21 protein-coding genes are annotated in these 21553 nt (G+C 70.8%); 14 read left to right on the forward strand and 7 right to left on the reverse strand.

The genetic code is table 11. The features are described from left to right. Positions 1–70: 70 nt before the first annotated feature. Positions 71–2575: a DEAD/DEAH box helicase gene (locus tag ACIGEP_RS11560; protein WP_396661761.1), complete on the forward strand. Its 2505-nt coding sequence runs from the start codon at positions 71–73 to the stop codon at positions 2573–2575. On the opposite strand, the gene ACIGEP_RS11565 is transcribed toward ACIGEP_RS11560, so the two are convergent. Then, on the reverse strand, positions 2572–3114 hold the full coding sequence (locus ACIGEP_RS11565) for a pyridoxal 5'-phosphate synthase (RefSeq protein WP_396661762.1): 543 nt from the start codon (positions 3112–3114) through the stop codon (positions 2572–2574). The two genes, ACIGEP_RS11560 and ACIGEP_RS11565, sit on opposite strands and share 4 nt — an antisense overlap. A gap of 56 nt (positions 3115–3170) precedes the next feature. On the opposite strand from ACIGEP_RS11565, the gene ACIGEP_RS11570 reads away from it, so the two are divergent. Genes ACIGEP_RS11570 through ACIGEP_RS11580 form a run of 3 tightly spaced genes read left to right on the forward strand, consistent with a single transcriptional unit; the run spans position 3171 to position 4452 of the window. Then, positions 3171–3713: a DUF1697 domain-containing protein gene (locus ACIGEP_RS11570; protein WP_396661763.1), complete on the forward strand. Its 543-nt coding sequence runs from the start codon at positions 3171–3173 to the stop codon at positions 3711–3713. Beyond that, positions 3710–4183 (forward strand): GNAT family N-acetyltransferase, encoded by a 474-nt coding sequence (locus ACIGEP_RS11575; RefSeq protein WP_396661764.1) that lies wholly within the window; start codon positions 3710–3712, stop codon positions 4181–4183. Before ACIGEP_RS11570 ends, ACIGEP_RS11575 begins: the two co-directional genes overlap by 4 nt. After that, positions 4180–4452, forward strand: coding sequence for a hypothetical protein (locus tag ACIGEP_RS11580; protein ID WP_396661765.1), 273 nt, complete (start codon positions 4180–4182; stop codon positions 4450–4452). The genes ACIGEP_RS11575 and ACIGEP_RS11580 overlap by 4 nt, the downstream gene beginning before the upstream one ends. Here ACIGEP_RS11580 and ACIGEP_RS11585 read toward each other — a convergent pair. Beyond that, complete coding sequence (locus ACIGEP_RS11585) at positions 4449–4877, reverse strand: hypothetical protein (protein ID WP_396661766.1); 429 nt, start codon at positions 4875–4877, stop codon at positions 4449–4451. The two genes, ACIGEP_RS11580 and ACIGEP_RS11585, sit on opposite strands and share 4 nt — an antisense overlap. A gap of 168 nt (positions 4878–5045) precedes the next feature. Then, entirely contained in the window at positions 5046–5504 is a 459-nt protein-coding gene (locus tag ACIGEP_RS11590; protein ID WP_396661767.1) for a GNAT family N-acetyltransferase, read from the reverse strand. Positions 5505–5700: 196 nt separating this feature from the next. Between ACIGEP_RS11590 and recQ the strand changes: the two genes are divergently transcribed. Further along, complete coding sequence (gene recQ / locus ACIGEP_RS11595; RefSeq protein WP_396661768.1) at positions 5701–7773, forward strand: DNA helicase RecQ; 2073 nt, start codon at positions 5701–5703, stop codon at positions 7771–7773. A 6-nt stretch (positions 7774–7779) separates the two neighbouring features. On the opposite strand, the gene ACIGEP_RS11600 is transcribed toward recQ, so the two are convergent. Further along, on the reverse strand, positions 7780–8223 hold the full coding sequence (locus ACIGEP_RS11600; RefSeq protein ID WP_396661769.1) for a MarR family winged helix-turn-helix transcriptional regulator: 444 nt from the start codon (positions 8221–8223) through the stop codon (positions 7780–7782). A gap of 60 nt (positions 8224–8283) precedes the next feature. Between ACIGEP_RS11600 and ACIGEP_RS11605 the strand changes: the two genes are divergently transcribed. The 8 genes from ACIGEP_RS11605 to ACIGEP_RS11640 all read left to right on the forward strand — a co-directional run bounded on the left by ACIGEP_RS11605 (position 8284) and on the right by ACIGEP_RS11640 (position 16239). Next, entirely contained in the window at positions 8284–8652 is a 369-nt protein-coding gene (locus ACIGEP_RS11605) for a VOC family protein (protein WP_396661770.1), read from the forward strand. Between the two features lie 108 nt (positions 8653–8760). Next, on the forward strand, positions 8761–10413 hold the full coding sequence (locus ACIGEP_RS11610; protein WP_396661771.1) for a TIGR04028 family ABC transporter substrate-binding protein: 1653 nt from the start codon (positions 8761–8763) through the stop codon (positions 10411–10413). A gap of 80 nt (positions 10414–10493) precedes the next feature. After that, a complete protein-coding gene (locus tag ACIGEP_RS11615; protein WP_396661772.1) occupies positions 10494–11498 on the forward strand; it encodes an ABC transporter permease in 1005 nt (334 codons plus the stop codon). Beyond that, positions 11495–12337 carry an ABC transporter permease gene (locus ACIGEP_RS11620; protein ID WP_396661773.1) on the forward strand — a complete coding sequence of 281 codons (843 nt, stop codon included), beginning with the start codon at positions 11495–11497 and terminating at the stop codon, positions 12335–12337. Before ACIGEP_RS11615 ends, ACIGEP_RS11620 begins: the two co-directional genes overlap by 4 nt. Further along, positions 12334–13965, forward strand: a complete 1632-nt coding sequence (locus tag ACIGEP_RS11625) for a dipeptide ABC transporter ATP-binding protein (protein WP_396661774.1) — start codon at positions 12334–12336, stop codon at positions 13963–13965. The genes ACIGEP_RS11620 and ACIGEP_RS11625 overlap by 4 nt, the downstream gene beginning before the upstream one ends. Next, positions 13962–15023 carry a putative FMN-dependent luciferase-like monooxygenase gene (locus ACIGEP_RS11630; protein ID WP_396661775.1) on the forward strand — a complete coding sequence of 354 codons (1062 nt, stop codon included), beginning with the start codon at positions 13962–13964 and terminating at the stop codon, positions 15021–15023. Before ACIGEP_RS11625 ends, ACIGEP_RS11630 begins: the two co-directional genes overlap by 4 nt. Next, a complete protein-coding gene (locus ACIGEP_RS11635) occupies positions 15020–15637 on the forward strand; it encodes a CMD domain protein (RefSeq protein WP_396661776.1) in 618 nt (205 codons plus the stop codon). The genes ACIGEP_RS11630 and ACIGEP_RS11635 overlap by 4 nt, the downstream gene beginning before the upstream one ends. Further along, on the forward strand, positions 15634–16239 hold the full coding sequence (locus ACIGEP_RS11640) for an alkylhydroperoxidase domain protein (protein ID WP_396661777.1): 606 nt from the start codon (positions 15634–15636) through the stop codon (positions 16237–16239). Before ACIGEP_RS11635 ends, ACIGEP_RS11640 begins: the two co-directional genes overlap by 4 nt. Positions 16240–16247: 8 nt before the next feature. Here ACIGEP_RS11640 and ACIGEP_RS11645 read toward each other — a convergent pair whose 3' ends face one another. Next, positions 16248–17318, reverse strand: coding sequence for a Gfo/Idh/MocA family protein (locus ACIGEP_RS11645; RefSeq protein WP_396661778.1), 1071 nt, complete (start codon positions 17316–17318; stop codon positions 16248–16250). A gap of 84 nt (positions 17319–17402) precedes the next feature. Continuing rightward, complete coding sequence (locus ACIGEP_RS11650) at positions 17403–18911, reverse strand: SulP family inorganic anion transporter (protein WP_396661779.1); 1509 nt, start codon at positions 18909–18911, stop codon at positions 17403–17405. Positions 18912–19029: 118 nt separating this feature from the next. Here ACIGEP_RS11650 and ACIGEP_RS11655 point away from each other — a divergent pair, with 118 nt between their 5' ends. Continuing rightward, positions 19030–19398 carry a MerR family transcriptional regulator gene (locus ACIGEP_RS11655; protein WP_396661780.1) on the forward strand — a complete coding sequence of 123 codons (369 nt, stop codon included), beginning with the start codon at positions 19030–19032 and terminating at the stop codon, positions 19396–19398. Positions 19399–19404: 6 nt separating this feature from the next. On the opposite strand, the gene ACIGEP_RS11660 is transcribed toward ACIGEP_RS11655, so the two are convergent. Continuing rightward, entirely contained in the window at positions 19405–21543 is a 2139-nt protein-coding gene (locus ACIGEP_RS11660; RefSeq protein ID WP_396661781.1) for an alpha-galactosidase, read from the reverse strand. Between the last annotated feature and the right edge of the window lie 10 nt (positions 21544–21553).

Genomic DNA, 21553 nt, shown 5'->3' on the forward strand with positions numbered 1-21553 from the left:
CGGCGCCTCGGGAGCCGATCCGACCTGCACCGGGCACACCGTCCCGCCGCCCGTGAGGCAGACTCGAGAGATGACCTCGACGCTCCGGGACCGCATCCCGGTCGGGTCGACCCCGGACGCCGTCTACGAGGGCTTCCTCGAGTGGACGATCGAGCGCGGCATCGATCTGTACCCCGCGCAGGACGAGGCGGTCCTCGAGCTCGCGTCGGGATCGCACGTGATCCTCGCGACGCCGACCGGCACGGGCAAGTCGCTCGTCGCGGTCGCAGCACACGCGGCATCGCTCGCCCGGGGCGGACGCACGTACTACACGGCGCCAATCAAAGCCCTCGTCAGCGAGAAGTTCTTCGCCCTCGTCGAGATCTTCGGACCGGATGCCGTGGGCATGGTCACGGGCGATTCGTCGGTGAATCCCGACGCGCCGATCATCTGCTGCACCGCCGAGATCCTCGCGAACGTCGCTCTCCGCTTGGGGCCCGATGCGGAGATCGACCAGGTCGTGATGGACGAGTTCCACTACTACGGCGATCCCGACCGCGGGTGGGCGTGGCAGGTGCCGCTGCTCCTGCTCCCAAAGGCGCAGTTCCTGCTGATGTCGGCGACGCTCGGCGACGTCTCGGCGATCGCGGCGGACCTCGAGCGCCGCACCGGACGCCCGGTCGCGCACATCGCCGGCGTCGAGCGACCCGTGCCGCTCGACTTCTCGTACGCCCGCCGCCCCGTGCACGAGGTGCTCGAAGGACTGCTCGAGAACGGCGAGGCGCCGGTCTACATCGTCCACTTCTCGCAGGCGGCGGCGCTCGAGCGGGCGCAGGCGCTGTCGAGCGTGAAGATCACGACGCGTGAGCAACGGGATGAGATCGCCGCGGCGATCGGCGGGTTCCGCTTCACGACGGGGTTCGGCAAGACGCTGTCGCGGCTGGTGCGCGCGGGCATCGGCGTCCACCATGCCGGGATGCTGCCGCGCTACCGGCGCCTCGTCGAGACGCTCGCGCAGCGCGGGCTGCTCCGCGTTATCTGCGGCACCGACACCCTGGGCGTCGGCATCAACGTTCCGATCCGCACGGTGCTGATCACGGCGCTGTCGAAGTACGACGGCACGAAGATGCGTCAGCTGTCGGCGCGTGAGTTCCACCAGATCGCCGGTCGCGCCGGTCGCGCGGGGTTCGACACGCACGGCAGCGTCGTCGTGATGGCGCCGGAGTGGGAGATCGAGAACGCCGTCGCGCTCGCGAAGGCGGGCGACGATGCCGCCAAGCGCAAGAAGATCGTGCGCAAGAAGGCGCCGACGGGGGTCGTGAACTGGGGTGAGGGCTCCTTCGAGCGCCTCGTCGCAGCCGAACCCGAACCGCTGTCGCCGCAGCTGAAGCTGACGTCCGCGATGCTCATCAATGTGATCGGCCGTGGTGGCGACGTGTTCGCCAATGTCCGCTCCCTCGTGTTCGACAACCACGAGCCGCGGGCGCGCCGGTACGAGCTGGCCCGCCGGGCGCTCGCACTGTTCCGGACCCTCGTGGCGGCTGACATCGTCGTGGCCGATGCCGACGGCATCCGTCTCACCGTCGACCTGCAGCCGAACTTCGCGCTCAACCAGCCGCTGTCGCCGTTCGCGCTCGCCGCGATCGACCTGCTCGATCCGGATGCCGGTGAGACCGGCGTCGGCAGCGGTCACTACGCGCTCGACGTGGTGAGCGTGATCGAGTCGACGCTGGATGACCCGCGCGCGATCCTGTCGCAGCAGGAGTTCAAGGCGCGCGGCGAGGCGGTCGCGGCGATGAAGCGCGACGGCATCGAGTACGACGAGCGCATGGAGCTGCTCGAGGCGGTGACGTGGCCGAAGCCGCTGGCCGAACTGCTGGCGCAGGCGTACGAGACGTTCGCGTCGAGTCAGCCGTGGGTGCGTGACTTCGAGCTGTCGCCGAAGTCGGTCGTGCGCGACATGTTCGAGCGGGCGATGTCGTTCGGTGAGTTCGTGTCGTTCTACCAGCTCGGGCGGAGCGAGGGTCTGGTGCTGCGGTACCTGTCCGACGCGTACCGCGCGATCCGGCAGACGGTGCCGGCAGAGGCGCGCACCGACGAGCTGCTCGACCTGATCGAGTGGCTCGGCGAGCTGGTCAGACAGGTCGACTCGAGTCTCGTGGACGAGTGGAACGCGCTGGTGAATCCGGCGGATGACCCCGAGGCTCCCGTCGTGCCGCCCGCCCCGCCGTCGATCCTGACGAACCGGCGCGCGTTCGTCGTACTGGTGCGCAACGAGATGTTCCGTCGGGTGCAGCTCGCCGCACTGCAGGACGACGATGCGCTGGTGGAGCTCGATGCGGATGCCGGTTGGCCCGATGTTCTCGACCGGTACTTCGACGATCACGACGAGATCCTCACCGGTGGCGCGGCACGCAATCCTGCACTGTGCGTCATCGACGAGTCCGATGCCGCGAACGGAATATGGCGCGTCGAGCAGATCATCGACGACCCGGCGGGCGACCACGATTGGCGGATCCGCGCAGAGGTCGACCTCGAGGCATCCGTCGAAGAGGGCGCTGCGGTCGTGCGGGTGACGGAGGTCGTGAGGCTCTAGACCCCGCGGGTCCAGCCGTCGCCGTCGCGGGTGTAGACGATGCGGATGTGCCGACGGTCCGGGGAGCCCTGCCAGAACTCGACACGTTCGGGGACGACTCGCCACAGGGTCCAGTCTCCGCGCTGGTGGAGTGCGGCGGCTGGACTGCCGTCGATGTCGGCAGCGCTCTCCTCGGCGCCGGCTTCGCGTACTGGGCCGCGGACGCGGACGGCGCGCAGCTGGGGCTGCCACCAGAAGTTCAGGGCGGCGGCGGGGTTCTCGGCGAGCTCGTGCCCCTTCCCGGATGAGCGGGGGCCGGCGAAGGCCCAGCCGTCGGCGTCGACCCCTTTGAGGATGAGGGTGCGCGCATCGGGGCGGCCGGCGGCATCCGCCGTCGCGAGGGTCATCGCACGCGGCTCGGCGACGCCGGCGTCGCAGGCGTGGCGGATCCACGTATCGAACAGGGCGACGGGGTCTGCCGGCAGAGTCGAGAGGTCGAGCGGTGGGGGCGACCCGACGAGGGACGGCTGCGCGCGGAGCCACCGGGTGAGCTCGTTCATCCGTCCATCTTGCTCCGACCTGTCGCGATGTCGGAGCGGAAGGGCAGACTGACCCCGTGACGACCTACCTGGCATTCCTGCGCGCGATCAATCTGGGGGCGAAACGGGTGTTCCCCAAGGACGACATCCGGCGCGTCGTCGGGAGTGTCGGTTTCGAGGAGGTCGTGACCCACATCAATACGGGGAACGTCCGGTTCGAGTCCCGGATGCGGTCACGCGAGCGGATCGAGCGGACGCTCGAGAAGGCCTTCGTCGAGGATCGCGGGTTCGAGGTGCCGACCATCGTGTACTCCGCGAAGGAGTTCGCGGCGCTCGCCGACGAGACGCGTGGGTTGGACGTGGAGAATCCCGGGCTCGCGCGCCATTACGTCTACCTGTTGAAGGACGAGCTCACGCCGGCGCAGATCCGCGAGGTCGAGGCGAGGGGATCCGACAAAGGCCGGATGGTGGTGCGCGGGAGGGCGGCACACGCGCTGCTCGAGCCGGGATATCAAGAGGGGACGGTCGACCCGCTGGGGGCCGCGACGCTGCTGGGCGTCGCGACGAACCGGAATGCGAATGTGGTCCTGAGTCTGGCCGAGAAGTGGTGCGGTGGATGAGTGCGGTGATCCGAGAGCCGCGGTCGACGGATGCCGAGACGCTCGCCGCGCTCCACGTCGCCACGTGGCGTGAGACGTACGGGCATCTGCTGCCGGATGACTTCTTCACGGACGACGTCCTGGACCGGCGCCGGCAGATGTGGACGCAGATCCTCGCCACGCCGCGCCCGGAGCAGACGGTGCGGGTGGCCGAGTCGGACGGCACGCTGATCGGATTCGGGATGTCGGGGGTCTCCGGTGACGGGATGCCGCAGCTCTACGTGCTGTATGTCGTCGCGGAGCATCACGGGACGGGGATCGGGCAGCGCTTGTTCGAGGCGGTGGTCCCGCCCGGCCCCGCGGTGCTGTGGGTCGCGAAGGAGAACCCGCGGGCGATCTCGTTCTACCGCCGCAACGGATTCGCCTTCGACGGCGCGGCGCAGACCGACCCCGGCACTCCGGGGATCGTCGAGGCACGGATGATGCGGTGACGCATCCGCTTTCCGCTGCCGTGATGGCGGTTCTGAGCGACGTGGACCCCTATGCTCTGGAGCCGGGCGGGAACGACGGCTGCCCGGTCGACGAGTACGAGCCGGAGACCTCGGCCTTCGCGGGTGTCCTGATCAGGCGCGGCAGGGTGACGGTGGAGGATGTCGATCGGATCTGGCAGCGCTGGTTCAGCGAGACTCTGACCGGGCTGATCGGTCCCGTGGCCGTCGGCGACCTCCTCGCGCGACTGAATGGCCTTCCGCGAACCTAGAACGGTGGGGCTCCGGGCGGGTCGACGGTGAACTGCGGGATGCGGCGTTCAGGGTGGACGAGGTAGACCCGTCCGGCGGGTGAGGTCCATTCGAGCGCACCGCCCGGTTTCGCTTTCACCCGCCAGTCGGTGGTGTTTGAGGGTGTGATGCCCGCGGCAGAGCGCCCGACCCCCATCAGCCGGCCGGCGGCGTGCTCGGTGATCCGTAACGCGGATGCGACCTCGAGCCGCACCGACCGTTCCACGAACGCGACGGGCTCCTCCCGACGGCGGGCGTCGGCGATCGCGTCATCCCACAACTCGACGATGCACGCGTACCGTTGCGCGGCGTGCACGGTCGCCATGTCGGCGCACATGACCACCCAGTCCAGCGCGGTCGGGATCCCCTCCGGGACCTCGTCACGAGCGCTGGGTGACCTGGACATAGTCCCAGACTAGGAGGGGTTTCCGACATCCCGTTCGGCACCGCCTCCTCGCCGCGTCGGCATGGCACGCCGCCTGCCCCCGGCATCCGCCGAGAGGTCGCAGATGGTCACATTCGACGCTGCCGACCGACCATCTGCGACGTCTCGGCGCACCACCCGGGCTGCCCGTCACGCCCCGCCGAGTTCCCGCACCCACGCCACCTCGCGCGCGATCTGCCCGGTCGCGACGAACGTCCGCACCTGATACGTGTCCGCTAGAACCCGCGCAAGCTCCGACAGGTCCGCACCGACGAACCCAAGCGACTGCCAGAAACCGCCCGAGCGCCGACTGAACAGCCACCCCGTCGTCGCTCCCTCTTCCGCGGCGCGGTCGAGCGCGAACCTTGCCAACACGGTCCCGCGACCGCGCGTGCGCGCCGATCCCGCCACCGCCACGCTTCGGATCAGCGCATGCCGTCCGTCACCGCTCAACTCGTAGCCCGTGCTCCCGACGATCCGCCCCGTCTCGTCGCGCTCGACCCAGAGTCGCAACGACGGCGCGTCGAGCCCCGTCACGGTCAGGTCGACCTCGCGCAAGAACGCCTCGACCTCACCGGCATCCGCCGCCGTGCACCTGATCAGTTCCACGTCCGCCCCCTCCTCCCCACCCCCGCGCCCCTGGCGTCGAGACTGCACGCGCGCATCGAGACTGCGCCCCCGCGCCGCATCCTCGTCGCGCCGATGCAGTCTCGCGAACCTGAACTCCTCCTCCCCATCCTGCCCATCGCACGCGGCCCGTCCACATCCGCAGACCGTGTCGGATGCCGCGGCTAGGGTGGACCGGGTGAGTGACGGCGGATGGCAGAACGACCCCTACGCCGATCTCGTGTGGGATCCCGACGACGTCGCGCCCCCCGAGGACTTCGACTCGCCGCCTCCGCCCGACCCGCGCTACGACGACTACGCCGCGTCCGTCGCCCGCGCGACCCGAGCCGAGCCGAGCCGACCCGAGCCGACCCGCGCCGCACCCGCCCGCCCGTCGGCGCAGCGCGTCGCGGCACCCCCGGCATCCGTCCTGCGTCTGGAACGCCGTGACCACGTCGGCGACGATCCGGTCACCGTGCTCGCCGACGTCTTCGGCTACCCCGCGTTCCGCGGCGACCAGGCCGACATCGTGTCGCACGTCATCGAGGGCGGCGACGCCGTCGTCCTCATGCCGACCGGTGGCGGCAAGTCGATCACCTACCAGATCCCCGCCCTCGTCCGCCCGGGCACGGGGCTCGTCGTCAGTCCTCTGATCGCTCTCATGCACGACCAGGTCGACGCGCTCATCGCCAACGGCATCCGCGCGGCGGTCCTCAATTCGACGCAGACGGCGGTCGAGCGCGCCGGGGTCGAGCAGGCGCTCCTCGACGGCGAACTCGACCTCATCTACGTCGCGCCCGAGCGACTCTCGGTGCCGGCGACGACCGCGCTCCTGCAGCGAGCGCAGCTGAGCGTCATCGCGATCGATGAAGCCCACTGCGTCTCGCAGTGGGGCCACGACTTCCGGCCCGACTACCTCGCCCTCGGCGACCTGGCCGAGCGGTTCCCCGGTGTCCCGCGCATGGCGCTCACCGCCACCGCGACCCGCGCCACGCACACCGAGCTCACCGAACGCCTCCACCTTCCCGATGCCCGCCACTTCGTCGCGAGCTTCGACCGACCCAACATCCAGTACCGCATCGAGCCCAAGGTCGACATGCGCCGCCAACTCGTGCAATTCGTGCGCTCGCAGCCCGAAGGGTCCGCCGGCATCGTCTACGCCCTCAGCCGCAAGTCGGTCGAGCAGACCGCCGAGTACCTGCGCACGCAGGGCGTCGACGCGCTGCCGTACCACGCGGGATTGGATGCCTCGATCCGCGCTCGGCACCAGTCGCGGTTCCTGCGCGAAGACGGCGTCGTCATGGTCGCGACGATCGCGTTCGGCATGGGCATCGACAAGCCCGACGTCCGCTTCGTCGCCCACATCGACCTGCCGAAGTCCGTCGAGGGCTACTACCAGGAGACCGGCCGCGCCGGTCGCGACGGCGAGCCCGCGGTGGCATGGATGGCGTACGGCCTCGGCGACGTCGTCCAGCAGCGGCGCCTCATCGATCAGTCGCCCGGCGACCGCACCTACAAGATGCGCATGGGTCACCACCTCGATGCGATGCTCGCCCTCTGCGAGACCGTCTCGTGCCGGCGGCAGAACCTGCTGAACTACTTCGGACAGTCGTCGGATGCCTGTGGCAACTGCGACACCTGCCTCACCCGGCCCGACACGTGGGACGGACTCATCGCGTCGCAGAAGCTCCTGTCGACGATCGTCCGCCTGCAGCGGGAGCGCAATCAGGCGTTCGGCGCCGGCCACCTCATCGACATCCTGCGCGGAGCCTCGACCGAGCGCATCCGGCAGCAGGGGCACGACAAGCTCTCGACCTACGGCATCGGCAACGACCTGTCCGAGCAGGACTGGCGCTCCGTCGTCCGTCAGCTCCTCGCCCGCGGCATCCTCGTCGCCCAGGGCGAGTACGGCGTGCTGACCGTCGGTGAGACCGGGGCCGCGGTCCTCCGCGGCGAAGAAGCGGTGCCGCTGCGCCGCGATGTGCTCGGGCGCAGCGGCGGGGGAGCGGGTCGCGCGAAGAAGGCCTCGACGGCGGACTCCCTTCCCGAGGGTGACCGCGACCTCTTCGAGGCGCTGCGCGCGTGGCGCGCCGAGCAGGCGCGCGAGCAGGGCGTCCCGGCCTACATCGTCTTCGGCGACGCGACGCTGCGCGCCCTCGCCGAGCACCGCCCGCGTTCGGTCGCGGACCTCGACGGCATCACCGGCATCGGCGCCAAGAAGCGCGAGGCCTACGGCGAGGCCGTCGTCGCGGTGATCGCCGCGAACGCCTGACCCCGCTCAGCCGTCCCGCAGCGCCCGGGTCATCCGTGTCAGCAGATCGAACGCCTGACGGCGCTCGGGCGCGCTGAGCTCGCCGAGCATCCGATCTTCGACCGTCTTGACCGCCGCGCTCGCCCGGGCGCGCTGTCGCCGACCGGCATCCGTCAATGTCACCGGTAGCACCCGACCCTCCGACGCCGTCGTCGCGCGGGTCACCCACCCTTCCCGCTCGAGCGACTGCAGGAGCACATTCATGCTCTGCCGGGTGACGAAGGCGCCGCGCGCGAGGTCGGAGTTCGAGAGTCCCGGGCGTTGGGCGAGCAGCTCCAGGCACGAGTACGACGTGACCGTCATCCCCAATGGCCGGAGCACATCCTCCATCGCGGTCCGCAGCGCGCTCGAGGCCTCTTTGAGCAGATAGCCGAGCGAGGTGGGGAGATCGATCTGATCGGACTTGACCATGTCAGAAGTCTGACATACATTCGTATATGTCAGAAAACTGACACAACGGAAGGACCTCTCATGCCCACCATCGGACCCGACTTCATCTCGCTGCAGGTCACAAACCTCGGCGCCTCGCAGCGCTTCTACGAGCACTACCTCGGCCTCGTGCGCTCGCCGGCCGGTCCCCCGCACGCCGTGGTGTTCGACACGGCCCCCATCGCCTTCGCCCTCCGCGATCTCGCCCCCGGCACCGACCTGACCGCCGCCGATCATCCTGGACTCGGCACGGCCGTCTGGATGCGGGCGACCGACGTCCAGGCGATCCACGACACCCTCGCGGCCGACGGGCACACCATCGTCGCGGCACCCGTCGACGGACCGTTCGGCCGGACGTTCACCTTCGCCGATCCGGACGGCTACCGGATCACGCTCCACGACAAGGCGTGACCTCGTGTGACGTAACAGTCTTACCTCCCGTGACCACGCGGCGTGCGGACGCGGAGTGGGCGTGCTCGGATGAGGCCTGCACCCGTCCTCATCCGTCCTGGAGTCCTCATGACCCGTCCCCTCCGCGCCGCCCTCGCCGTCACACTCGGCGCCGTCGTCGTCGCTGCGATCGCCGGCTGCGCCGCCGCCACCACGCCCACCTCGAACGCCGCCGCGGGAGAACCGCAGACCGGTGGCACCCTCACCTACCTCGAGCCGCAGACCTGGAACACCCTGTACCCGGGCTCGGGTGGCTTCTACCCGAATGGCGGTGTCATCAACAACATCACCGACCGTCTGCTCTACCAGAACCCCGAGACCCTCGAGCTCGAGCCGTGGATCGCCACCGAACTGCCCGAGGTGAACGCGGATGCCACCGAGTACACCTTCACGCTCCGCGACGACGTCACCTACTCCGACGGCACCCCGCTCGACGCCGAGAACGTCGCGAAGAACTTCGACCTCCTCGGCCTCGGCGACCCGGACCGTAAGTTCACGGTCTCGGAGCAGGTGACCAACTACGAGAGCAGCGAGGTCCTCGACGAGCACACGGTGCGCTTCCACTTCAGCGCCCCCGCGCCGGGCTTCGCGCAGGCGACCTCGGCGATCAATGCGGGCCTGCTCTCCGATGAGACCCTCGACCGCACGAGCGAGGAGTTCGGCCCCGGCAACGCGAGCGAGATCATCGGCAGCGGCCCCTTCGTCGTCGCGTCCGAGGAGATCGGCACGAAGATCAGCCTGACGGCGCGCGAGGACTACGACTGGGCGCCTCCCTCCCTCGAGCACCAGGGCCGTGCCTACCTCGACGGCATCGACTACGTCGTCGCGTCCGAGGACAGCGTCCGCGTCGGCACGGTCGTCTCGCGCCAGGCGCACATCGCGCGCGGCATCGAAGCGCCCGACGAGGCCCAGTTCTCCGCCGACGGCCTGCACCTGCTCGCCTCGGCGACGAACGGCGTCAACAACGGGCTGAGCTTCCGCCTGCGCGACCCGATCACCTCCGAGCTCGCGGTGCGCCAGGCGCTCATCGCCGGCATCGACCGCCAAGCGATCGTCGACACGCTTTTCAGCGACAGCTACCCCCTCGCCACCGGCGCCCTGGCGACCACCGCCCGCGGCTACACCGACACGTCGGAGTTCTACGTCTACGACCCCGATCAGGCGAAGAAGCTCCTCGACGACGCGGGCTGGGTCCCCGGTGCCGACGGCATCCGCGAGAAGGACGGCACGCGCCTCGCCCTCACGGTCAACGAGGCACTGCCGCAGCCGCGCTCGCGCGAGGTCATCACCCTCATCCAGGACCAGCTGCAGGACATCGGCGTCGAGATCACCCTGCTCCCCGGTGACCAGGCCGCGCAGGATGCCGCCCGCGCCGTTCCCGGCGAGCTGCAGGTGTACCACTCCATGGTCGGCCGCGCCGACTACGACGTCCTGAAGTCGCAGTACTACTCCGGCAACCGCAACGCGCTGCTGAACGGGTACCCCGACGGGACCGTCGCCGACACGGAGCTCGACGAGCTGCTGCTCGCGATCGCCTCCAGCCCCACCGAGGAAGGCCGCCAGGAGGCATCCGCCGCCGCACAGCAGCGCCTCGCTGAGCAGGCGTACATTCTGCCGTTCTTCGAGGAACCGCAGGTGTACGGATACGTCGACGCCGTCCACGGCTTCGCGACCGAGTCGATCGGCCGACCGTCGTTCTACAGCACGTGGCTGGCCGGATGACGCACAGCCGGTGACCCGGATGCGGGGAGGCGACCCCTCCCCGCATCCATCCCCCCTCCGACCCGACCCGAGAGGTGACCATGCTCTTCGTCCTGCGGCGCGCCGGTGGTGCACTCCTGGTCCTGCTGCTCGCCTTCACCGCCGCCTACCTGCTGCTCGCGGCGCTGCCCGGCGACGGCGTGCTCGCCCGGTACGGCAGCCCCGAGCTCGGGCTGACGCCGGCGCAACTCGACGAGATCCGCGCCGCCTACGGAGTCGACCGGCCGCTGTTCGAGCGGTACGCCGACACCGTCGCGTCGTTCGTGCGCGGCGATCTCGGGTACTCGGTGCAGAGCGGCGCGGCGGTCGCCGACCTCATCGCCGTCGCTCTGCCCTCCACCCTCACCCTCGCCGTCCTCGGACTCGCCCTTGCGATCTTCCTCGCGGTCGTCATCGCCTTCACCGCCACCTACGGTGCGTTCCGGCCGTTGCGCGCGCTCTTCCGACAGCTGCCGCCGCTGTTCGTCTCGATGCCCGTCTTCTGGATCGGCATCATCCTCATCCAGGTCTTCTCCTTCCAGCTGGGCTGGGTGCCGCTCATCGGGGCCGACCCGGTCGAAGCGCTGGTCCTCCCGGTCCTGACGCTCGCCGTCCCCATCGCCGCACCGCTCGCGCAGGTGCTGGCCCGGAGCATCGACGAGGTCTCGGAGCAGCCGTTCGTGGCAGTGCTCCGCTCGCGCGGCGCGAGCACCTCGTGGCTGCTGTGGCGCGGTGTCGCCCGCAACGCCCTGCTGCCGACCCTGACGATGGCGGGGGTCCTGTTCGGAGAGCTCGTCGGCGGTGCCGTCGTCACCGAGGCGGTCTTCGGGCGTCCCGGCATCGGTCAGCTCACGGCGCAGGCGGTCGCGAACCGCGACACCCCCGTCCTGCTGGCGATCGTCGTCATCTCGTCCGTGGCCTTCGTCGTCATCAACCTCGTCGTCGACCTGCTGTACCCGCTCCTCGACCCGCGCCTGCGCCGAGGCTCCCGCACGGTCGCGGCCTCCCGCGGTCGCCTTCCCGGCGTCGCGGCGGCGGCGTCGCTCACCGAAGGGATCGCGCGATGACCCTCACCCTCTCGCGGCCGACGACGGCCACCGCCTCATCGCGGCGCCTCCTGCGGGCGGGCACCGTCATCCCCGCACTCGTCCTGCTCGTCGCGGTGGCGTGGGCGGTGGCGCCGGGACTGTTCACCGCGACGAGCCCGACCGAGTCGATCGCGCCGGCCCTCCATGGGCCGAGCCCCGCGCACTGGTTCGGGACGGATGCCACGGGCCGTGACGTCTTCGCGCGTGTCATCCACGGGGCGTCCCACTCCGTCACCGGCGCGCTCGTGGCCGTCCTCGTCGGACTCGTCGCCGGCACGGCGATCGGTGTCACCGCCGGGGCGGCCGGCGGTGTGGTCGACGAGATCCTCATGCGCGTCGTCGACGTGCTGCTGGCCATCCCCGCCCTGTTGCTCTCGTTGAGCGTGGTCATCCTGCTCGGCTTCGGGACGACCAACGCGGCGCTCGCCGTCGGCGTCACCTCGGTCGCGGTCTTCGCCCGGCTCGCCCGTGCGCAGGTCGTGAGCGTGCGGGTGGCGGACTACGTCGAGGCCGCGTACGGGTCGGGCGGGACGGCGGCCTCCGTCCTCTGGCGCCACATCCTGCCGAACTCGCTCACCCCGGTCCTCGCGCTCGCCGCGCTGCAGCTGGGGTCGGCGATCCTGCAGATCTCGACGCTCGGATTCCTCGGATACGGCGCCCCGCCGCCCACCCCGGAATGGGGGCTGCTCATCTCCGAAGGCCGCAACTACGTCGCCACGGCGTGGTGGCTCACCGTTCTGCCCGGCCTCGTCGTCGTCGCCGTCGTCCTCGCCACCAACCGCCTCAGCCAGGCCCTACGGGGAGGGGAGCGCCGATGACCGGTCCGCTGCTCAGCATCCGCGACCTCGTCGTCCGGTACCGGACCGAACGCGGCGACGTCGACGCCGTCCGCGGCGTCTCGCTCGACGTCGCACGCGGACAGGTCACCGCGCTCGTGGGGGAGTCCGGGTCGGGCAAGTCGACGGTCGCCCAGGCGACCATCGGGCTGCTCGCCGGCAACGGTCGCATCGACGGCGGCGGGATCACGCTCCACGGCGCCGAGGGTGACACGAGCCTGGTCGGACTCTCCGACCGTCGCTGGCGCGCGCTGCGCGGCGCCCGCGTCGCGCTCGTCCCGCAAGACCCGGGCAACTCCCTCAACCCCGTGGCCACGATCGGCGCGAGCATCGGCGAGGTCCTGCGCATCCACGGATGGCGGGATGCCGCGAAGATCCGCGCTCGTGTGATCGATCTGCTCGAGCGGGTCGAGATCGACGATCCCGCCACGCGGTACCGCCAGTTCCCGCATGAGCTCTCGGGCGGAATGCGTCAGCGCGTGCTCATCGCCGCAGCGCTGGCTCTCGACCCCGAGCTGATCATCGCCGACGAACCGACGAGCGCACTCGACGTCACGGTGCAGCGCACCGTGCTGGACCTGCTCGACCGGCTGCGGGCCGACACCGGCACCGGGGTCCTGTTCATCACGCATGACCTCGCCGTCGCCGCCGACCGTGCCGACACGATCGTCGTCATGAAGGACGGCGCCGTCCAGGAATCCGGACCCGCCCGCTCCGTGCTCGCGGCGCCCGAGTCCGACTACACGCGCCGCCTCCTCGCCGACGCCCCCTCTCTCGGGCAGGTCGTCGAGCGGCGCGCCCCGGCATCGGTCGCCGCCGAGCCCCTGGTCGAGGTCTCGGGGCTGCGGCAGGAGTTCGCCCGCGCCGGCGGGCGGTCGCCGCTCGTCGCGGTCGACGACGTCTCGTTCACCGTCGCCGCCGGATCGACGCACGCGATCGTGGGGGAGTCGGGTTCGGGCAAGACGACGATCGGTCGTGCGCTCGCCGGCTTCGGCGCTCCGCAACGCGGCACGATCACCGTCGACGGCATCGACGTCACCGCCCTCCGGCCGGGTCGTCACCGCCGCGGCTATCGCCGTACGGCGCAGCTCGTCTACCAGAACCCGTACGCCTCCCTCGATCCGCGCCAGCGCATCGGCGCGATCCTCGAGGAGCCCCTCCGGAACGTCGGTCTCGGCTCGGCCGCTGAGCGGGCCGAACGTGCCGCACACGCCCTCGAACAGGTCGCCCTCGCACCCGCGATCGCCGCGCGTCGACCCCGCGAGCTGTCGGGCGGCCAGCGTCAGCGTGTCGCGATCGCGCGAGCACTGATCCTCGAGCCGCGCCTGGTCGTCCTCGACGAGGCGGTCTCGGCGCTCGATGTCACCGTCCAGGCGCAGATCCTGCGGCTGCTCGCGAGTCTGCAGGAGGAGCTGGGGCTCACCTATGTCTTCATCTCCCACGACCTCGCCGTCGTCCGACAGATCTCCGACACGGTGTCGGTCCTCCGTCGCGGCGTCCAGGTCGAGCACGGCACCGTAGACGAGGTCTTCGGTGCACCCCGGCACGACTACACCCGGGGGCTGCTCGACGCCGTCCCCGGATCCGCCGTCAGGAAGGACACCGCATGACGACGCCCCGATTGGGCTTCTTCAGCCGACTGCTCGAGGACGCGCCCGCCGCCGACCGGTACCGGTTCGGGCTGGAGCAGATCCAGCGCGCCGAGCAGTCCGACTTCGCCTCGGCCTGGGTGGCCCAGCACCACTTCGGCGAGCACGAGGGCGGGCTGCCGTCGCCACTCGTCTTCCTCGCCGCGGCCGCCGAGCGTACGAGCCGCATCGGCCTGGGCACCGCGGTCCTGACCCTCCCGATCGAGGACCCCGTCCGGGCGGCGGAGGATGCCGCGGTGCTCGACGCGCTGAGCGGTGGACGGCTGCAGCTCGGTGTCGCCTCGGGCGGCACGCCCGGATCGTTCGCCGCCTTCGGGAAGGATGCCGCCGATCGAGCCGCGCTCCACGCGGAGCATCTCGAGCTGTTCCGGTCCACTCTGCGCGGCGACGGCGTGCGGGGTACGGACTCCGTCGCCTACCCGCCCGCCGGCGATCTCGCGGGCCGCATCTGGCAGGCGACCTTCTCGGCCGGCGGGGGCGCCCGCGCCGGCGCGGCGGGAGACGGTCTCCTCCTCTCCCGCACCCAGCCGCGTACGCCTGAGGCGCCCGACGCGACCATCGGCGACATCCAGCAGCCCATCGTCGACGCGTACCTCGACGCACTGCCGGACGGCACCGCTCCCCGCATCCTGGCGTCCCGCACCGCGTTCGTCGTCGACCCGGACCAGCGCGAGCACGCCTTCGTGCTCGCCGAGCGCGGCTTGCGGGTCGTCGCCGCGCAGTTGATCGGCGCCCACGCCGCGACGCTGCCGCTCGCGGACCTCATCCGGCTCTCCGACACCCACATCGGCACGGTCGACGAGGTCGTGGCCTCGCTCGCCGTCGACCCGATCATCGCGCAGGCGACCGACGTCACCTTCCAGGTCCACTCCGTCGCCGCGACCCACGACCTCACCCTCCGATCCATCGAACTGCTGGGCACGGAGGTGGCCCCGCGGCTCGGGTGGGCGATCGGCCGCGGCGCCGCCGACGACCTCAGAGACCACCATCGGGCCGAGGCCCGGAAGGAGTACGCATGACCGCCGACATCATCGACCTGCTCGCCGGCATCACGCCCGGCAGCCCGCTCGCCGGGGTCCGCGCCCTGCGCCCGCAGGCGCGCGCGAACGCGCAGCGCAGCTTCGAGGCCCTCCTGGAGCCCTCCGACGCCGGGGATTTCCCCCTCGTCGAGCGGTACGCGGTTGCCGCGTTCACGGCACGCCTGCACGGGTTCGACGACGCCACCGCGTTCTACGACGACCTGCTCCGCGAGGAGGACGCTGCTCTCGCCGACGCGGTCGCGGACCTCGCCGCCGAGGCCGCGCAGCGCGGGCCGGTCGGTGTCTACCGCGAACCCGGACTCGCGGGCGAGAGCGCTCCTGCCGTGGCCTGGCGCCCGGCATCCGCTGCCGTCGATGACCGGCTATCCGCGGCCTTCACCCACACGCACCTGCTGGTGTTCCGTCCGCGTGAGGCGTCGCCGCAAGCCCTGCGCGCATTGACGGATGCCGGGTGGTCCGCCGACGCGATCGTGAGCCTCTCGCAGCTCGTCGCCTTCCTCGCGTTCCAGTTGCGTCTCGCCTGGGGTCTTCGCGTTCTCAGCGAGTCCACCTCTCCCCTCACTTCTCAGACCCTCGAAGGAGCCGTGCGATGACCGTCACCGACTACCCCGACTTGGCTCGCCCCGACCGCTTCACGCAGCAGGGACTCGGGTGGGTGCCGTGGCTCGCCCCCGTTCCCGAGGCGGACCTGACCGAGCGCCAGCGAGAGGCCCTCATCGAACCGGCACGCGCCAGGATGCCCTACTTCCGACTGCTCGCCCGCGACCCCGACGCCCTCGAGGCGCGCACTCTCACGGACCTCGACATATTCTTCAACATCGAGGGCGGCGTGGGCCGGGCGGAACGCGAGCTGGCCGCCACGGCGGCCAGCCGTGCCAACGGGTGCGTCTTCTGCGCCTCCGTGCACTCCGCAGCGGCGACGCGGGAGTCCGGCCGCCGCGAGGACGTGCAGCGGCTCCTCGACGAGGGGACGGGCGCCGACCTGGGTGACAAGAGCTGGAACGCGATCGTGGCGGCATCCGTCTCGCTCACGACGACACCGCTGCAGTTCGACGCCACCGACGTCGACCGGCTGCGGGACGCCGGCCTCGACGACGCATCGATCGTCGACGTCATCGGGGGAGCGGCCTTCTTCAACTGGGCCAACCGCCTCATGCTGTCGCTCGGCGAGCCCGAGGTGCCGGCCGCGCGCTGACGGCGCGGTCAGCTCCAGGGTTCGAGCGCGACGCGGACATCGGCTCCCGTGCGCGCCGACTCGCCGATCGCCAGGCCCAGCAGATGGTCCTGGCACGCCTCGGCGAGCGGGTAGGGCTCGGGGCCGTCACCCCGAGCCCATCGCCCGGTGAGTTCGAGCAGCGACGCGACGGCGATGTCGTCCTCCGACAGTCGCGTCCCGACCCACGGGTTGCGGTAGACGATGCGCCCCTCGAACGCGGCCGACACGACGTCGTTGCCCTCGAGATTCAGGTCGACGCCGGTGCGCCGGTAGGTGATCGGCGAGGTGATCACCTCGGCGCCCTCGAAGCGGCGCACGATGTCGTCGACGAGCTCGCCGTGCGAGCCGCGCAGCACGACGCGCCGCGACAGGATCGGGTTCCACCACTGGTTGTCGACGAAGTCGTACAGCCCCATCCGTCCGTCGTCGAAGTCGAGCGTCGCGATGGTGGTGGTGCGTTCCTTCGGGGTGAGATCGTCCGACCAGCCCGCCGGTGTCAGCGGGTCGACCAGCGGCGCGGTGAACGTCCGCGCCGACACGGTCGCCTCGGCCATACCGGCATCCAGGAACGCCCGGATCATCGAGGTCGCGTGGTAGAGGTGCGTCGACGACACCTGTGCGGCACCGATCGTGCCGAGTGCGCCGGAGCGGACCACCTCGAGCCGCGCGGCGTGGCCCGGCATGAGCAGGTACTGCTCCGCCACCTGCACGAGCCCGCTCGCGCCCACGTCGTGCCAGAGCGTGCGGAGTCCGTCGGCGTCGGGCGCGGGCGGTGTCTCGGCGAGCACCCGCACACCGCGACCGACGAGCTCCGTGATGACACCCGGCATGGCGTCCCACGACACCGACGCGATCACGAAGTCAGGACCTGCCCCGAGCAGATCGTCGAGCGAGCGGTGCACCGGCGCGCCCCAGGGGGCGATCCGCGCCGCCGAGGCGTCGGACCGGGCCAGCACACCTGTCACCTCGAGGCGGTCGGGTGCGGCGGCGGCCAGGCGCAGGAAGAACTCGGAGCGCCACCCCGTGCCGATGATCGCGAATCGTGCCGGCTCCGTCATGAGACCCCCTCGTCGCGGCGCCCGTCCGACCGGGCCGCCCCCGGCATCCTTCAGGGCTGTCGCAGCGCAATCAACCCCGTGCGCTCACTCGCCGGAGCCGAGCCGTCCGGTGAGTCTGCCGTGGAACACGGATGCCGAGTCGTTCAGCCCCGTGATCGTCACCGTCGCGCCGTGGCGCCCGTATTTGCTGACGACGGCATCCAGTGCGGCGACCGTCGACGCATCCCACACGTGCGACCGTGACATGTCGATGACGATGTTCGCGGGGTCCTCGGCGTACGAGAACTGCGTCGTGAGGTCGTTGCTCGAGGCGAAGAACAGCTCGCCGTCGACCGCGTAGTGGGCGGTGGATGCCGCCTCGTCGACGGTCCGCGTGAAGGTCACGAAGTGGGCGACACGACGCGCGAACATCACCATCGCGGCGAGCACGCCGAGGATCACGCCGATCGCGAGGTTGTGGGTCCAGACGGTGGCCACCACGGTGATGAGCATCACAGCGGTCTCGCTCTTCGGCATCCGCCGCAGAGTGGACAGCCGCACGCTGTGCCAGTCGAAGGTGCCGATGCAGACGACGATCATCACGGCCACCAGCGCCGCCATCGGGATGATCGCGACGACGTCGCCGAGCGCGAGCACGAGGACGAGCAGGAAGACGCCGGCGAGGAAGGTCGAGATGCGCGTGCGGGCGCCCGACGCCTTCACGTTGATCATCGTCTGGCCGATCATGGCGCAGCCGCCCATGCCGCCGAATGCGCCGGATAGGATGTTCGCCGCGCCCTGGCCGAGGGCCTCGCGCGTCTTGGGCGAGTGCGTGTCAGTGATGTCGTCGACGAGCTTCGCGGTCATGAGCGACTCGAGAAGACCGACGACCGCCATCGCGAGCGCGAACGGTCCGATGATCTGGAGCGTCTCGAGCGTAAGGGGGACGGACGGCAGGAAGAGGGTGGGCAGGCTCTCGGGCAGTTCGCCCTGGTCGCCGACCGTCGGCACGTTCCAGGCGAACACGACGACAGCCGCGGTCAGCAGCACGATCGTGACCAGGGGAGCGGGCACGGCCTTGGTGAGTCGCGGCATCGCAGAGAGGATGACGAGCCCCACGGCGAGCAGCGGCCAGACGAGCCAGGGGATGCCGTCGCCGAACAGCTGCGGCAGCTGTGCGATGAAGATCAGGATCGCGAGGGCGTTCACGAAGCCGACCATGACGCTGCGCGGGATGAACCGCATGAGCTTCGCCACACCGAGCAGTCCGAGCACGATCTGGATCGCCCCGCCGAGCAGCACAGTGGCGATGAAATAGTCCATCCCGTGCTCGCGGGCCACCGGTGCGATGACGAGGGCGATCGCCCCCGTGGCCGCGGTGATCATGGCCGGTCGGCCGCCGAGGAACGAGATGGCGACCGCCATGATGAACGACGAGAACAGCCCCAGGCGGGGATCGACGCCGGCGATGATCGAGAAGGCGATCGCCTCGGGGATGAGGGCGAGGGCGACGACGAGTCCCGCGAGCACTTCGCGGGTGAGCAGGCGTGGGCTGCGCAGAGCCTGCAGCACCGTGGGTTCGATGCGCGGGCGCGGGGGTGCCGTGGTGGTCATGAGGACTCCGGGGGAGTGGTGCGCGCGGGGAGGGGGACGCGGAAGAATGGGGGCGCGCGGATCGCGCGCGAACAAACCTAACGTAACGTGAGATTTGCGTCCACTCGAGAGGGAGACCGTGTCGGAGAGCACGATGCGCATCGGCGAGGTCGCCGAGCGGACCGAACTCTCGTTCCGCACCCTCCGGCACTACGACGAGATCGGCCTCGTCACCCCCTCGGCGCGCACCGACGGGGGCTTCCGCCTCTACACGGAGGGCGACGTCGCCCGCATCCTCCTCATCCGCCGCATGAAGCCGCTCGGGTTCACACTCGATGAGATGCGCGAGCTGCTCGCCGTCGTCGACGCCATCGGAACGGATGCGGCCGATCCGCAGGTGCGGGCGCGCCTCGATGCCGTTCGCGCCGAAGCAGCATCGCGCCGCGAGAAGCTCCGTCGTCAGGTCGAGATGGCGGACGAGTTCCTCGCGTTGCTCGCCGAGATCTGACGGACCTCAGACCGCCGTCAGCTCGACGACGGTGGACTGCTGCGGGTTCTGCACCGGCGGTCGCAGGCCGACGACCGCCAACTGGCGGCCGGTCAGTACCGTGTCCTCGTGCGCCCACTCGAGCGGCGACTGCGCCGGGGTCTGCACGACCCCTCCCGGGGTGGCGACGCGGATCCGGTAGGTCCGGTCGGCGTCGAGCCCCGGCAGGCGCACCCGCCCCGCGGGCGACGAGATCAGGGTCTGCGTCTGCGTGATCGTGAAGAACGCGGATGCCGCGTCCTCGGCGACGACGCCGCGGACGTCGAGTCCGGGGTCGGCGACATCCGCGTTGACCGCACGCCCGGTCGCGACGAGGGGGCGCACCCGTTTGGCGAGCGCGACCCACGCGCCGACGGTCGCGGCATCCGTCTCGCTGAGGGTCGTCACGTCCCATTCGATGCCGAAGTGGCCGAACAGGGCGACCGCTCCGCTGAGGGTGAGGGACACGGTGCGGCCGGTGGAGTGCACGTGCGGTGTCGTGAGGTGCATCCCCATCATCTCGGGCGGCACGACGAGTGCGGTGTAGCGCTGGTTCTCGAGGCGTTCGATCGGGTCGAGGCAGTCGCTTGTCCAGATCCGGTCGGTGCGGTCCAGGATCCCGAGGTCCACCCGCGCGCCGCCCGAGGCGCAGCTCTCGATCTCCAGCCCCGGATGCGCGGCTTTGAGTTCGTCGATCAGCCGGTACACGGCGAGGGTCTGCGCGTGGACGAGCGCGGCGCCGCCGGGGCCGGCGGCGGCGTCGACGAGGTCGCGGTTGTGGTCCCACTTCACGTACGCGATCGGGTAGGCGCCCAGGATGTCCGAGATCACCTGGAACATGTACGCGTACGCGTCGGGGTGGGCGAGGTTCAAGACCTGCTGCTGACGGGCCGACGGTGGCAGGTCGGTGCGGCCGCGGAGAATCCACTCCGGGTGGGAGCGGGCGAGATCGCTGTCGGGGTTGACCATCTCGGGTTCGAACCAGAGTCCGAACTCCATCCCCTTCGCGACGACGTAGTCGGCGATCGGGTGCAGGCCCTCCGGCCAGACCGTCTCGTCGACGTACCAGTCGCCCAGCCCTGCGGTGTCGTCGCGACGGTGACGGAACCAGCCGTCGTCGAGCACGTACCGTTCGACACCGAGCTCGGCCGCCGCATCGGCGAGGGCGATGAGCTTGGGCAGGCGGTGGTCGAAGTACACCGCTTCCCAGGTATTGAGCGTGATGGGACGGGGGCGGGTCGGATGTTGCGGCCGGGCACGCCACTCGTCGTGGAACCGCGCGGCGAGCTCGTCGAGGCCGTCGCCCCACGATCCGAGCAGCTCCGGGGTGGCGATCTCCTCACCCGGGGCGAGGCGGATCTCGCCGGGCAGGTACAGCTCGCCCGCACCGAGGAACGACTCTCCCGTGGGCGTCCGCTCGGCGAACATGCGGGAGTTCCCGCTCCACGCCAGATGCACCCCGTGGGCGCGTCCGCGTTCGAAACCGAACCCGGCGACACCGGCCGCGAGCAGCAGGGTGGCGTCGGCACCGGGGCGGCCGCGCCGGGACTCGCGCAGGTGCGTCCCGAACGTCAGCTCGTGACGTTGGGCGGACCGCTCGCGCAGGTGACGACCCGTCGTGTCGAGGATCTCCGTCGCCTCCCACGGCAGCGGGAGCGTCACGTGCAGGGCCTGCACCGTGTAGTGGCCGTCGCCGTCGTTCCGCAGGGTCGTCCGGGCGCGCACGAGGCCCGAGGGCGTCACACGCAGTTCGTAGCGCGCCGACAGGCCGGCCTCGCCGTCGGCGAGTTCCACCTCGAGCGCGTCGCCCGAGGTGCGCGTCTCGACGACGGTGAACAGCGCGCTGACGCCCGCGCCATCGCGGTGGCCTTCGAAAGCGGGGGTGCCGGCCCACCCCGAGGCCGCCGTCGTGACGACCCCGAGGCGCACGGTGTGGTCGAGCCCGCCCGAGATGCGCTGCAGGCGGGATGCGGTGGCCAGCGAGACGAGCGTCTCGCGCGGCGCATCGCCCAGGTCGTCGCCCCAGTGGACGATCGCGGGGACCGCTCCGGGCTGCAGGTCGACGACGACGCTGGTGCCGCCGGAGCGGAGGTGGACGACGGTCTCGTCAGCGGAAAGGACGCGCATGCTCCCAGTG

It is taken from the genome of Microbacterium sp. NPDC077663 (assembly GCF_044542795.1).
Lineage (GTDB): Bacteria > Actinomycetota > Actinomycetes > Actinomycetales > Microbacteriaceae > Microbacterium.

Excerpts from the sequence above, each read along its gene's own strand:
- ACIGEP_RS11560 (WP_396661761.1), top strand. The coding sequence starts at position 71 with ATGACCTCGACGCTCCGGGACCGCATCCCGGTCGGGTCGACCCCGGAC.
- ACIGEP_RS11565 (WP_396661762.1), bottom strand. The coding sequence starts at position 3,114 with ATGAACGAGCTCACCCGGTGGCTCCGCGCGCAGCCGTCCCTCGTCGGG.
- ACIGEP_RS11575 (WP_396661764.1), top strand. The coding sequence starts at position 3,710 with ATGAGTGCGGTGATCCGAGAGCCGCGGTCGACGGATGCCGAGACGCTC.
- ACIGEP_RS11585 (WP_396661766.1), bottom strand. The coding sequence starts at position 4,877 with ATGTCCAGGTCACCCAGCGCTCGTGACGAGGTCCCGGAGGGGATCCCG.
- ACIGEP_RS11600 (WP_396661769.1), bottom strand. The coding sequence starts at position 8,223 with ATGGTCAAGTCCGATCAGATCGATCTCCCCACCTCGCTCGGCTATCTG.
- ACIGEP_RS11605 (WP_396661770.1), top strand. The coding sequence starts at position 8,284 with ATGCCCACCATCGGACCCGACTTCATCTCGCTGCAGGTCACAAACCTC.
- ACIGEP_RS11610 (WP_396661771.1), top strand. The coding sequence starts at position 8,761 with ATGACCCGTCCCCTCCGCGCCGCCCTCGCCGTCACACTCGGCGCCGTC.
- ACIGEP_RS11615 (WP_396661772.1), top strand. The coding sequence starts at position 10,494 with ATGCTCTTCGTCCTGCGGCGCGCCGGTGGTGCACTCCTGGTCCTGCTG.
- ACIGEP_RS11620 (WP_396661773.1), top strand. The coding sequence starts at position 11,495 with ATGACCCTCACCCTCTCGCGGCCGACGACGGCCACCGCCTCATCGCGG.
- ACIGEP_RS11625 (WP_396661774.1), top strand. The coding sequence starts at position 12,334 with ATGACCGGTCCGCTGCTCAGCATCCGCGACCTCGTCGTCCGGTACCGG.
- ACIGEP_RS11630 (WP_396661775.1), top strand. The coding sequence starts at position 13,962 with ATGACGACGCCCCGATTGGGCTTCTTCAGCCGACTGCTCGAGGACGCG.
- ACIGEP_RS11635 (WP_396661776.1), top strand. The coding sequence starts at position 15,020 with ATGACCGCCGACATCATCGACCTGCTCGCCGGCATCACGCCCGGCAGC.
- ACIGEP_RS11640 (WP_396661777.1), top strand. The coding sequence starts at position 15,634 with ATGACCGTCACCGACTACCCCGACTTGGCTCGCCCCGACCGCTTCACG.
- ACIGEP_RS11645 (WP_396661778.1), bottom strand. The coding sequence starts at position 17,318 with ATGACGGAGCCGGCACGATTCGCGATCATCGGCACGGGGTGGCGCTCC.
- ACIGEP_RS11650 (WP_396661779.1), bottom strand. The coding sequence starts at position 18,911 with ATGACCACCACGGCACCCCCGCGCCCGCGCATCGAACCCACGGTGCTG.
- ACIGEP_RS11660 (WP_396661781.1), bottom strand. The coding sequence starts at position 21,543 with ATGCGCGTCCTTTCCGCTGACGAGACCGTCGTCCACCTCCGCTCCGGC.